General features: G+C 76.3%; 9 protein-coding genes. 7 read left to right on the top strand and 2 right to left on the bottom strand.

From position 1 onward, the window contains the following. Positions 1-46: 46 nt before the first annotated feature. The gene (locus tag ACI79F_RS20635) at positions 47-1711 is read right to left on the bottom strand and encodes an AMP-binding protein (RefSeq protein WP_456545414.1); all 1665 of its coding nucleotides are present in this window, start codon (positions 1709-1711) and stop codon (positions 47-49) included. A gap of 8 nt (positions 1712-1719) precedes the next feature. Further along, positions 1720-2673, bottom strand: coding sequence for a cyclase family protein (locus ACI79F_RS20630; RefSeq protein WP_456545413.1), 954 nt, complete (start codon positions 2671-2673; stop codon positions 1720-1722). Positions 2674-3039: 366 nt separating this feature from the next. Here ACI79F_RS20630 and ACI79F_RS20625 point away from each other — a divergent pair, with 366 nt between their 5' ends. The 7 genes from ACI79F_RS20625 to ACI79F_RS20595 all read left to right on the top strand — a co-directional run bounded on the left by ACI79F_RS20625 (position 3040) and on the right by ACI79F_RS20595 (position 12844). Then, a complete protein-coding gene (locus ACI79F_RS20625; protein WP_456545412.1) occupies positions 3040-4647 on the top strand; it encodes a protein kinase domain-containing protein in 1608 nt (535 codons plus the stop codon). Positions 4648-4789: 142 nt separating this feature from the next. After that, entirely contained in the window at positions 4790-6343 is a 1554-nt protein-coding gene (locus tag ACI79F_RS20620) for a serine/threonine-protein kinase (RefSeq protein WP_456545411.1), read from the top strand. A gap of 73 nt (positions 6344-6416) precedes the next feature. After that, positions 6417-7700 carry a competence/damage-inducible protein A gene (locus ACI79F_RS20615; RefSeq protein ID WP_456545410.1) on the top strand — a complete coding sequence of 428 codons (1284 nt, stop codon included), beginning with the start codon at positions 6417-6419 and terminating at the stop codon, positions 7698-7700. Beyond that, complete coding sequence (locus ACI79F_RS20610) at positions 7697-8080, top strand: SRPBCC family protein (protein WP_456545409.1); 384 nt, start codon at positions 7697-7699, stop codon at positions 8078-8080. Before ACI79F_RS20615 ends, ACI79F_RS20610 begins: the two co-directional genes overlap by 4 nt. Positions 8081-8125: 45 nt before the next feature. Next, complete coding sequence (locus tag ACI79F_RS20605; protein WP_456545408.1) at positions 8126-9745, top strand: acyl-CoA dehydrogenase family protein; 1620 nt, start codon at positions 8126-8128, stop codon at positions 9743-9745. 154 nt (positions 9746-9899) lie between these two features. Beyond that, complete coding sequence (locus tag ACI79F_RS20600) at positions 9900-11987, top strand: putative bifunctional diguanylate cyclase/phosphodiesterase (protein WP_456545407.1); 2088 nt, start codon at positions 9900-9902, stop codon at positions 11985-11987. Positions 11988-12154: 167 nt separating this feature from the next. Beyond that, positions 12155-12844, top strand: a complete 690-nt coding sequence (locus ACI79F_RS20595; protein WP_456545406.1) for an NYN domain-containing protein — start codon at positions 12155-12157, stop codon at positions 12842-12844. Positions 12845-12864 lie beyond the last annotated feature (20 nt).

Raw genomic sequence — 12864 nt, 5'->3', positions numbered from 1 at the left:
AGCGCGTCCTCCCTCACGGTGTGCGGTGAGGGAGGACGCGCCACGATCAGGTTCCCTGATCCCGGCCCCGGAGCTCGCGGCGGAGGATCTTGCCGGTCACCGTCTTGGGCAGCTCGTCGATGACCTCGACCTGCCGGGGGTACTTGTAGGCGGCCATCCGCTCCCGGCAGTGCGCGATCAGCTCCTCCGGGGTCGCCTGCGCCCCGGCCCGCAGGCTCACGTAGGCCTTGACCGTCTCCCCGCGCTTCTCGTCGGGCACGCCGACGACGGCGGACTCGCGGACCGCCGGGTGCTCGGCCAGGACGTCCTCGACCTCGCGGGGCCAGACCTTGTAGCCCGACGCGTTGATCATGTCCTTCTTGCGGTCGACGATGAACACCCAGCCGTCGGGGTCCATGAACCCGACGTCGCCGCTGTGCAACGCCCCGCCGGGCAGGTTGGCGGCGGTCTCCTCGGGCTTGCCCCAGTAGCCCGCGACCACCTGCGGCCCCTCGGCGACGATCTCGCCCACCTCGCCCAGCGGCAGGTCGTTCCCGTCGTCGTCCTGGATCCGGACGACCGTGCTCGGCGCCGGGGTCCCGACCGACAGCGCCCCGGAGGTGGGGTCCACCGGCGAGGGGGAGCCGAACGGCGTCACGGTCATCGGGGACGTCGTCTCGGTCAGCCCGTAGGCGTTGTGCACCTGGATGCCGGTGGCCTCCCGGAACGCCTTCTCCGCCGTCGGCGAGATCGCCGCGCCCCCGGAGTACACGGAGGTGAACGAGGCGAAGTGGTCGCGGGTGAACTCCGGCGCGTTGAGCAGCGCGTTCAGCGCGGTGATCGCGCCGATGGTGAACGCCGGCCGGTGCTCGAGCAGCGCGTCGAGCACCACCTGCGGGTCGAACCGGTAGGCCAGCACCAACGGCGCCGGCACCAGCATGCTCACCGCGATGTGCCCGATCAGGCCGGTGATGTGGAACAGCGGGGCGATGCCGAAGATCGCCCCGTCGCGGCCGGCGTGCGCCCAGTCCCGGTACACCTGCGCGGTGAAGACGACGTTGCGGTGGGTGTTCATCGCGCCCTTGGGCACCCCGGTCGTCCCGGACGTGTAGGTGAGGAACGCGACGTCGTCCGCGCCGAGATCGGCCGGGGGCGGGGTCTGCCCCCGGTACCGGGCGGCGAACTCGAGCAGGTCCTCGGTGCCCTCGTGCCGCTGCCGGCGGGTGGCGGCGAACAGCCGCGGGTCGTCGCGGGTCTGGAAGTCCAGCTCGCTGGTGGTGAGGACCAGCCGGACGTCGGTGTCGGGCACGACGTCGCGCGCGACCTCGTCGTACAGCGCCTCCAGGGAGAGCAGCACCGTCGCGCCCGAGTCCTCGAGCAGGTACGACAGCTCCCGCTTCCGGCTCATCGGGTTGATCGACACCATGACGCCGCCGGCCTTCCAGGTCGCCACCATCGCGACGACGAACTGGGGCACGTTCTGCAGGTAGACGGCGAGCCGGTCGCCCGGGGAGAAGCCCGAGGCCAGCAGCCCGGCGGCGAGGGCGTCGCTGAGCTCGTCGAGCTCCCGCCGGGTCACGGTGCCGTCGAAGTAGTGCAGGGCGACGCCGTCGGGGTCGCGCTCGACCCCGGCGCGGTACATCTCCAGCGCGTTCGCGAACTCGATCTCGTAGTCGGCCGGCTGCCCCTCGGCGTAGCGGGCCAGCCAGGGCCGGTCGTCGTAGGCGCTCACGACCGGCCCTACTTGATCGCCAGCGGGTTGACCGGCGAGCCGGTGGCCAGGTGGATCTTCAGCGGCGCGGCGGCCCACAGGAACGTGTACTGGCCGTCCTCGGCGCAGTCGGCGGCCAGCTCCTCGAGGTCGCAGATCTCGGTGAGCGTGACCCCCAGGTTGCGCATCAGCGCGCAGTGCAGGGGCAGCGCGGTGCCGTTGTTCGGGTCGAAGGTGACCTCGTTGGCGATGGTGTCGGTCGCCAGGTTCGGGATCTCCATGTCCTGGAACCAGCGGACCAGCTCGGGGCTGTAGACCAGGCCCGGCTCGTTGAAGCCCTCGTAGAACGCGTCGCCCTGCTCGTGGAACAGCTGCAGGAAGTTGGTGCGGAGGACCAGGACGTCGCGCTTCTCGATCGGGGTGCCCTGGGCCTCGGCGCAGGCGACCAGGTCCTCGTGGGTGAACGTCTCGCCCTTCTCGAGGGTCGGCTTCCCGCGGAAGCGGGCCATGTCCAGCAGGATGCCGCGGCCGACGACACCGCGGCGGGCGATCGGCTCCACGCTGGCCTTGGCCATGCCGCCGACGGTGGTCCGGGCGTCGTAGCCGTTCCAGATCTGACCGCCGTACCAGACGTGACCCAGCGCGTCGTACTGCGTGGAGCCCTGCAGGAAGGCGTTGATCTTGTCGTCGGCGTAGTGCAGGCCGCCGGGGAACTGCGGGCCGCCGTCGCCGTCCCAGCTGGACTCGTCGAGGATCTGGGTCCGCTCGGCCGGGGTGCGGCCGGGCCACACCGGGTCGCCCTTCGGGTCGCCGATGAGCCGCTGCAGGGTGAACACCTTGCCCTGGCGGACGTGCCGGATCCCGCGCAGGACCTCGTCCGCGGTCAGGTAGTTCAGCGCGCCGACCTCGTCGTCCTCACCCCACTTCCCCCAGTTGGTGGGGGCGTCGGCCAGGACCTCGGTCATGTCGGGGGCGTCGGGCACGTCGGTCTCCTCGTCTGCAGGTGGTGGGGTGTGGCAACCGTCACAGCCGCCGCCCGGCCGGGGCAAGGGGCCCGGGGGGACGAGCCGGGCCGGTCGCAACGTCGGTGCAACCATCGCGGCCCGCGCGGAGCCAGTTCTGCGGCACCGGTCGGTGCGCCCGGCCACCTCGGCGGTCTCCGCCTGCCCGCCCGGCGTCCCTGACGACGCCGACCGGTGGGGCCGGGCCCTCGTCGAGGGCGTGTAGGGCACGGCGGCCGTCCCGCCCAGGCCGGACACCGCGCTGTTACCAGAGTGACGCCTGCGACCGGTGCCGCGGGCGGGTTCGGCCTGGGAGGATGTGCCGGTCGGGCACGAGTGCGTCGGGGGGTGAGCACGGTGGTGGAGCCGGGGCGGCGGAGCCTGGGTGAGCGCTACGAGCTCGGCCGGCTGATCGCCTCCGGTGGCATGGGCCAGGTCTGGCGCGGCACCGACGTGCTGCTCGGCCGGCCCGTCGCGGTCAAGGTGCTGCGCAGCGAGTACACCGGCGACCCGACGTTCCTCGCCCGCTTCCGTGCCGAGGCCCAGCACGCCGCCGCGCTGTCGCACCCGAACATCGCCAGCGTCTTCGACTACGGGGAGACCCACTCGGAGGACGGCGAGGCGCTGGCCTACCTGGTCATGGAGCTCGTCGAGGGCGAGCCGCTGTCGGCGGTGCTGCGCCGCGAGGGCCGGCTGGACGCCGCCACCACCCTGTCGGTGCTGCAGCAGACGGCCTCCGCCCTGGCCGAGGCGCACCGGGTCGGGCTGGTCCACCGCGACGTCAAGCCCGGCAACATCCTCGTCTGCCCCGACGGCAGCGTGAAGATCACCGACTTCGGCATCGCCTGGTCGGCCGGCAGCGTGCCGCTGACCCGCACCGGCCAGGTCATCGGCACGCCGCAGTACCTCTCCCCGGAGCAGGCCGAGGGCCGGCTGGCCACCCCGGCCAGCGACGTCTACGCGCTCGGCCTGGTCGGCTACGAGTGCCTGGCCGGCCACCCCGCCTTCGACGGCGACAACGCCGTCACGATCGCGCTCAAGCAGCTGCGGGAGGACCCGGAGCCGCTGCCCGGCGAGCTGCCCACGGGCGTCCGGACGATCATCACCCGGGCGCTGGCCAAGGACCCGGCCGCCCGGATGGCCGACGGCGCGGCCTTCGCCGCCGCCGTCGCCGACGCCCGCGCCGGGCGGCTGCCCGAGCTCGCCGAGACCGGCGTGCGCGCGGCCCCACTGGCGCCCCCGCCGGGGTCGCCGGGCGACGGCGGGCCGCCCACGGTCGCCGCCGGCGCGCACCGCTCGCCGCCGCCTCCCGGCCGGCGGCGGGCCACGGCCCTGCTGGTGCCCCTGGTCGCGCTGCTGCTCGGCGCGGCCGCCGCCGCCGGGGTGTTCCTCGTGCTCGCGGGCGAGTCGCCGGCCACCCCCGTCGCGGCCGCGCAGACGCAGGAGGCCGAGACGGTCGCGCTGTCGGCCGCCGACTACGTCGGCCGGCCGGTCGACGACGTCGCCGCGGAGCTGTCCGCGCTGGGGCTGAGCGTGTACCGGCACCCGCAGATCACCGACGACGTCGAGGCGGGCACCGTCACCCGCGTCGACCCGACCGGCCGCGGCCTGGAGCCGGGCGACGACGTCGACGTCTGGTACGCCGTGGCCGACGACGACGAGGGCCGGCCCTCGGGCGGCAACCGCGGGGCGGACGGCGGGGGGCTGACCCCCGTCGACGACGACGCGGCGCCCCCGACCCGCGACGTCCCGCCGGACACCCCCACCACCTCCGCCGCGCCGACCACCCCGGCGTCGCCGACCGGGTCCGGCACGGTCGCCCCGACCCCCACGGGGCCCACCACCACGACGACGGCTCCGCCGACGGAGACGAGCACGCCGACGACGCCGACCACCCCGTCGACCACGACCTCCGGCGAGACCCCGCCGGAGAGCCCGGCCGCGACCACCCCCTGAGCCCGGCGGCGCCCCCGGCTGAGCGCGGCGGCGTTCCCCCGGCCGGGGGAACGCGGCGCCCGGGCGGCCGCGCCGCGTTTCCCGACCGGCCCGCCGTGGCATCCCTGCACCTGCACGGGGACGCACGTCGGGGGGTCGGGCAGTGGGTGGACCGGTCCGTCGCGTCCTCGGTGGGCGGTACGAGCTGGTGGAGCTGCTGGCCACGGGCGGCATGGGCCGCGTCTGGCGGGCCCGGGACCTGAGGCTCGGCCGCGCGGTCGCCGTCAAGGTGCTGCGCGGCGAGTACACCGACGACGCGGTCTCGCTGGCGCGCTTCCGCGCCGAGGCGCAGGTCTCGGCCCGGCTGGTGCACCGCAACATCGCCGCCCTGCACGACTACGGCGAGGCCGACGGGCCCGACGGCGCGGTCTGCGCCTACCTGGTGATGGAGCTGGTCGAGGGCGAGTCGCTGGCCGCCCGGCTGGCGCGCGAGCCGCGGCCGCCGCTGGACCTCGTCCTCGACGTCGTCGACCAGACCGCCGCCGCGCTGGCCGCGGCGCACGCCGCCGGGGTGGTGCACCGCGACGTCAAGCCGGGCAACGTGCTCCTCGGCGCCGACGGCGTCGTCCGCATCACCGACTTCGGCATCGCCTGGTCGGCCACCAGCGCCCCGCTGACCCGCACCGGCCAGGTCGTCGGCACCGCCTGCTACCTGTCCCCGGAGCAGGCCGAGGGGCAGCACGCGACCCCGGCCAGCGACGTCTACGCGCTCGGCATGGTCGCCTACGAGTGCCTGGCCGGGCACCGCGCCTTCGACGGCGACAACCCGGTGCAGATCGCGCTGCGGCAGATCCGCGAGGTGCCCGCCCCGCTGCCGGCCGACGTGCCGGAGAACGTCCGCCGGCTGGTGGACCGGGCGCTGGCCAAGGACCCGGCCGAGCGGTACCCGGACGGCGCGGCCGTGCGGGCCGCCGTGGCCGACGTGCGCGCCGGGCGCCGGCTGGACCCGGTCCCGACGCCGCGCACCCGGGAGCTGTCGCTGCCGGTGGCGGCCCGGCGCGGGCGCCGGCTGCTGGTCCCGGTGGCGACCCTGCTCGTCGGGGCCGGCCTCGGGGTCGGCGCGCTGCAGCTGGCCGCCGGCTCCTCCGGTGTCGTCCCGCCCGCGGCCGCGGCGGAGGACGCGGTGGGGGACGGGGCCGCCGCGACGCCGGAGGTCGAGGTGCTGGCCGGCGACCTGCTCGGCCGGCCGGCCGACGAGGTGGAGGCCGAGCTGGTGCGGCGCGGCCTGCAGGTGGCGCGGGTCGAGCAGGTGACGACGCGGACGCCGCCGGGTGTGGTGGTCGCGGTCAGCCCGTCGGGCCGGCTCGCGCCGGGGACGGTGGTGACGCTCACCGTCTCCGTGACCCCGGCGGCGCCGCCGCCCGGCACGCCGTCGGCGCCCGGGCCGTCGAGCGGGACCAGCGGGACCGGGGCGCTGGCGGCACTCCCCTCCGCGCCCGCCCAGCAGGCGGCCCCGGCGCCGCAGCCGGCCGGGTCGGGGGGCGGCGGCTCCGGGAGCGCGGGCGGGTCCGGGGGCTCGGCGGGTCCCGGGACCTCAGGCGGCGCGGGCAGTGGCAACGGCGCGGCGAACGGGCACGGCGCCGCGAACGGCAACGGCGGGGGCAACGGCAACGGCAACGCGGGGAACGGCAACGGCAACGGCGGCGGGCGCGGCTGACCGGTCGCCGGACGGCCCGGGCACCGGCCCGCGCGCGGAGGCCGGTGCGCCGGAGTCTGCCTAGGGTGCAGGCGTGGGTACGCGCGCGGGCATCGTCGTCACCGGGACCGAGGTGCTCACCGGCCGGGTGACCGACCGCAACGGGCCCTGGCTGGCCGAGCAGCTGCGGCAGCGCGGCGTGGACGTCGCCGCGGTCGTCGTCGTCGGCGACCGCCCCGAGGACCTGCGTGCCGCGCTGGACTTCCTCGCCGGCGCCGGCGCCGACCTGCTGATCACCTCCGGGGGGCTCGGCCCGACCGCCGACGACCTCACCGCCCAGGTGGTCGGCGACTGGCACGGGCGGCCGTCGGCGGTGGACCCGGAGCTGGAGCAGCGGGTCGGCGCGATCGTCGCCCGGCTGACCGCGCGCCGCGGCTGGCGGGTGGATCCCGCGGCCCAGGCCGCCGGCGTCGCCAAGCAGGCGCGGGTGCCGGCGGGCGCGACGGTGCTGGAGCCGGTCGGGACGGCGCCGGGGCTGGTGGTCCCGCCCGGCGAGGGGCGCAGCGGGCCGCCGGTCCTCGTGCTGCCCGGCCCGCCGTCGGAGCTGCAGGGCATGTGGCCCGCGGCGCTGGCCGCCGGGCCGGTCGCCCGCGTGCTGGACGGCGCCCCCGAGCTGCGCCAGGAGACGGTGCGGCTGTGGGGCACGCTCGAGGCGCAGCTGGCCGCCACCCTGCGCGACCACGACGCGGAGCTGGGCGGCCTGGAGATCACCACCTGCCTGCGCGACGGCGAGCTGGAGATCGTCACCCGGTTCGGGCCGGAGGCCCAGCCCGCCTACGACCGGCTGGCCGAGGTCCTGCAGGGCGCCTACGGCGACACCCTGTTCTCCACCGGGCCGACCGTCGACGACCTCGTCGCCGGCGCCCTCGAGGCGCAGGGGCGCACCATCGCCACGGCGGAGTCGTGCACCGGCGGCCTGCTCGTCGCCCGGCTGACCGAGCGCGCCGGCTCCTCGGCGTGGGTGCTCGGCGGCGTCTGCTCCTACGCGAACTCAGCGAAGGAGGCGATGGTCGACGTCCCGGCGGCGATGCTCGCCGAGCACGGCGCGGTGAGCCCCCAGGTGGCCCGCGCCCTGGCCGACGGCGCCCGGACGCGCTTCGGCGCGGACGTCGGGGTGGGCATCACCGGCATCGCCGGCCCGGGCGGGGGGACGCCGGACAAGCCCGTGGGCACCGTGCACCTGTGCGCCGCCGGGCCGGACGGCGTGGTCGCCCGCTCCGTCCGGCTGCCCGGGTCGCGGTCGGCGGTGCGGGAGCGCTCCGTCGCCCTGGCCATGCAGATGCTGCGCGAGCTGCTGCTGGGCGGGCCGCCGGCGTGACCACGACGACGCTGCACGCGAGCGGGCCGCGACCCCCGACCGAGGTCTGGGACCGCTACCGGTTCCTGGACCGCTGGCGGGAGTGGGCGCCGCAGATCACCGGCGTCGACTGCCCGCAGCGGCTGCTCACCGCCGGCGCGCGCGGCCGGGTGCGCGGGCTCGGCGTCCCGCTGCCCTTCACGGTCGACGCCGTCGACCCGGTCGCCCGCTCGTGGTCGTGGACGGTCGGCGCCGGCCCCCTCCGGCTGCGGCTGCACCACTGGGTCGCCGACGGCCCGGACGGCGGCACGACGACCGGCCTGCGCACCTCCGGGCCCGCGCCCCTCGTCCTGGGCTACGCGCCGCTGGCGCAGTGGGCGCTGCACCGCCTCGTCCGCTGACGGCCCGGTTCCACGTGGAACCGGCGCCGTCCTACCGTGCCTCCCATGAGCGTCACGCACGAGGTCACCAACCAGGCCCCGCCGCTGGCCGGCCACGACCCGATCGCCGGGGACGCCGCCCTCGCCGAGGCGTGCGTGCGGCACGCCGACGCCGCGACGCTGGCCTCCCTGGCCGACCTCGGCGCGGTGGCCGGCAGCGAGCAGGCGCGCGAGTGGGGCCGGCTGGCCGACGAGAACCGGCCGGTGCTGCGCACGCACGACCGCTACGGACACCGCGTCGACGAGGTCGAGTTCCACCCGGCGTGGCACGAGCTCATGCGGACGGCATTCGAGCACGGCCTGGCCGGGGCGCCCTGGGCCGACCCCTCGCCGCACGCGCACGTCCGGCGCGCCGTCGGCTACCTCGGCTGGACGCAGGTCGAGATGGGCCACGGCTGCCCGGTCACGATGACCTACGCCGCCGTCCCCGCACTGCGCGCCGCGCCCGACCTGGCCGCCGTCTACGAGCCGGGGCTGACCGGGCGCGGCTACCGGTTCGGCCTCACCCCGCCGGCCGCGAAGCCCGGCCTGGTGGCCGGCATGGGGATGACCGAGAAGCAGGGCGGCTCCGACGTCCGCGCCAACACCACCCGCGCCGTCCCGGACGCCGACGGCACCTACGCGCTGACCGGCCACAAGTGGTTCACCTCGGCGCCGATGAGCGACCTGTTCCTCGTGCTGGCCCAGCTGCCCGAGGGCGTCTCCTGCTTCCTCGTGCCGCGGGTGCTGCCCGACGGCAGCCGGAACGTGTTCCGCCTGCAGCGGCTCAAGGACAAGCTCGGCGACCGGGCCAACGCCTCCAGCGAGGTGGAGTTCGACGGGACGACGGGCTGGCTGGTCGGCGACCCGGGCCGCGGCGTCCCCACGATCATCGAGATGGTCAACACGACCCGGCTGGACTGCGTGCTGGGGTCGGCGGCCACCGTCCGCGCCGCGCTCACCCAGGCGATCCACCACGCCCGGCACCGGCGGGCCTTCGGCGCGCTGCTGGCCGACCAGCCGCTGATGCAGAACGTGCTGGCCGACCTGGCCGTGGAGAGCGAGGCGGCGACGGCCCTGGCGATCCGGCTGGCCGCGGCGGTGGACGCGGGGGAGTCGGCGTTCCTGCGGCTGGCCGGGGCGGCGGCGAAGTTCTGGGTGTGCAAGCGGACGCCGGGCGTCGTCGCCGAGGCCCTGGAGGTGCTCGGCGGCAACGGCTACGTCGAGGAGTCGGGCATGCCGCGGCTCTACCGGCAGGCGCCGCTGAACTCCATCTGGGAGGGCTCGGGCAACGTCATCGCGCTCGACGTGCTCCGGGCGCTGGGCCGCTCGGCGGAGTCGCTGGCCGCGGTCGGCGCCGAGCTCGAGCTCGCCCGCGGCGCCGACGCCCGCTACGACGCGGCGGTCAAGCGGCTGCACGCCGAGCTGGGCGACCCCGACGGCCTGGAGCCGCGCGCCCGGCGGGTGGCCGGCCTGCTGGCGCTGTGCCTGCAGGGCTCGCTGCTGCTCCGGCACGCCCCCGGGGAGGTCGCCGACGCCTTCTGCGCCACCCGGCTCGGCGGCGACTGGGGCGCGGTCCTGGGCACCCTCCCGCCGGGGACGCCGTCCCGGCGGATCGTCGAGCGCGCGATCGTGGCGCCGGGCTGAGACGGGCCGGGCTCGGACCTGCCCACCACGGCGGCGTGCCACTACTCTCGGACGGGCGTCGGACTCCGTGCCGTCGTGGGGGTCGCTGCCGTCCGGGCGCGCGGGACCCGGAGCACGGGGCCCGGGCTCCGCAGGGGGAGAAGGAAGCGGGCGAGTGCACGGAGACGACGGCGGCACGGCGACGCGTGCCGAACGCGACCTCTTGGCGACGGTCCCGGACGCCGTCTACCACCTCGACCGCGACTGGCAGATCACCTACCTGAACGCCGCGGTGGAGGAGCTGGTGCGGCGGCGCGCCGAGGACCTGCTCGGCCACGACCTCTTCGAGGCCTTCCCGGCGCTGCGCGACACCGAGATGGAGCACCAGCTGGCCGCGGTGCTCGACGACGGGCAGCCGCGCAGCTTCGAGTTCCGCTACGAGCCGGTGGACCGCTGGTTCGAGGTGCGCGCGTTCGCCGACACCCTGGGGCTGTCGGTCTTCCTCCGCGACGTGGAGGAGGAGCGCCGGGTCCGCGACGAGCAGGCCCAGGAGATCCGGCAGCTCACCTCCGTGCTCGACGCGGTGCCGCCGCCCACGGTGCTCATCGACGCCGACTGGCGGATCCTGACCGCCAACCGGGTCTGGGCGGTCGCCGCGGAGTCCGCCCGCGAGGAGGGCTTCCGCCCGGCGCGCGTGGGCGACCACTACCTCGAGATGATGGCCCAGGCCCTCACCGCCGAGGACCGGCGGCGGATCGAGGAGGGGCTGCGGCGGCTCCTCGACGCACCCGGCCCCGCCTTCGTCCTCGACTACGCGGCCACCTACGCCGACCGCACCGCGTGGTGGCGGATGCAGGCCGCCCGGGTCGAGGGCTCCGGCCAGGTCGTCGTCACCCACACCGACATCACCGAGCGGGTGCGGCAGGAGGAGGCGCTGGCCTGGCAGGCCACCCACGACGACCTCACCGGCCTGCCCAACCGCAGCCGGCTGCTCCAGCTGACCCGCGAGTCGCTGAAGGCCGACCCCACCCGCACCTCGCTGCTGTTCCTCGACCTCGACGGCTTCAAGACGATCAACGACTCGCTCGGGCACGAGGTCGGCGACCAGTTGCTCAAGGAGGTGGGCGCCCGGCTGGCCGGGCAGGTCCGCCCCGAGGACGCCGTCGGCCGGCTGGGCGGGGACCAGTTCCTCGTCCTCGCCCGCTGCGACCTGTCCGAGGCCGCGGCCCTGGCCTTCCGGCTGCAGCAGTCCTTCGTGCAGCCCTTCGTCGCCGGGGGCATCTCGGTGCCGCTGTCGGCCAGCATCGGCGTCGCCGCCGGCCAGCCCGGGCAGCGCCAGTCCCACCAGCTGCTCAGCGACGCCGACGCCGCGGCCTACGCCGCCAAGGGGTCCGGCCGGGACCGGATCCACCTGTTCTCCCCTGGGCTCCGGGACGCCGCCCGCTGGCGGCTGGAGGTGGCCAACGCGCTACGGGACGGCGCGCTGGAGCAGCTCGTCGTCCACTACCAACCCGTGGTCCGCGTCGACGACGGCCGCATCGACGGCGTCGAGGCGCTGCTGCGCTGGCAGCACCCGGAGCGGGGGCTGCTCACCCCCGACGCCTTCCTCTCCGTGGCCGAGGAGACCGGCCAGCTCATCCCGATCACCCGCTGGCTGCTCGGCGAGACGACCCGGCAGGCCGCCGAGTGGGCCGCGCAGGGGCTGGACCTGCGGATGTCGGTCAACATCAGCGCCCGGCACTTCTCCGCCGAGACGCTCGTCCGCGACGTCCGGGTGGCGCTGCACGACTCGGGGCTGGCCCCCGACCAGCTGGTGCTGGAGCTGACCGAGACCAGCGTGGCCGAGGACCCGACCCGCGCCGAGGACCAGCTCTCGGTGCTGCGCAGCTCCGGCGTCCGGGTCGCGATCGACGACTTCGGCACCGGCTGGTCGTCGCTGGCGCAGCTCATGCAGCTGCCGATCGGGACGCTGAAGATCGACCGGTCGCTGCTGACCGCGGCCCAGCGGCTGGCCGCCGGCGGCACCGGCGCGGTGCTCGCCGCGATCGTCGCGCTCACCCGGACGCTGGGGATCCGCTCGGTCGCCGAGGGCGTGGAGACCGCCGAGCACCTGCGGATGGTGCGGGAGGCCGGGTGCGACCTGGCGCAGGGCTACCTCCTGGCCCGGCCGATGCCGGCGAGCGAGATCTGGCGGTGGGCCCGGCGGGTGCGGGAGGGCGGCGGCGACTCCTGCGCGCTCGCCCTGTCGGGGTCCCTGCGCTGAGCGGCCCGGTGCTGAGCGGCCCGGTGCCGGGCGGTCCGGTGCCGGGCGGCCCGCGGCACCGGCGGCGGGCCCGGTCGCCGGGCGGCGCGCCGTCGTCGGTGGTCCCCGCGCCGCCGGCACCCGCGCCTGCGGGGACGCCGGTCGTGCCGACCAGGCAGACTGCCCCCGTGACGGATCTCGCCGAGCCGCTGACCGGCGCCGCGGACGACGCCCCGGAGGGGCGGGCCCGCCCCGCGCTGGACCTGCTCATCTGGGACGCGCCGAACATCGACATGACCCTGTCGACGGTGATCGGCGCGCGCCCCACCGCGGCGTCCCGCCCGCGCTTCGACGCGATCGCGGCCTGGTTCGTCGACGCCGCGGGCGACCCGGCCGCGCCGGACGCCCCCGACGTCGAGGCGTGCGTCTTCGCCAACATCCCGCCCGTCGTCGGCAGCATGCGCGGCTGGGTGGAGGCGCTGCGGGGCTTCGGCTACTCGGTGTTCGCCCGGCCCAAGACCCAGCCGGACGACGACATCGACCAGGACATGCTCGACCACATCGACGTCCGCGCGCACAGCCACCGGCTGCGGCGGCTGGTCGTCTTCTCCGGCGACGGCCGGAACTTCGCCGAGCCGCTGGAGGAGCTCGCCCGCGCCGGCACGCAGGTCGTCGTCGTCGCCTTCAGCGAGGTGGCCGGCTACGCGATCGGCTCCGAGCTGCTGGAGTTCATCGACATCGAGGACGTGCCGGGCGCCTTCGCCGTCCCGCTGGACCGCGTGCGCCTCGACGCGCTGCCGCCGGACGGCGCCTGGCTGCGGCCGACCAAGAGCCTGCGGGAGTTCGTCGCCGGCTACACGGCCCGCCGCAACGCCTGACGCCCTTCCCCCGGCTCGGG

Source organism: Blastococcus sp. SYSU D00868, from assembly GCF_054050575.1.
The sequence above is the reverse complement of the archived record's forward strand: the minus strand, read 5'-3'. Positions and strand labels throughout refer to the sequence as shown.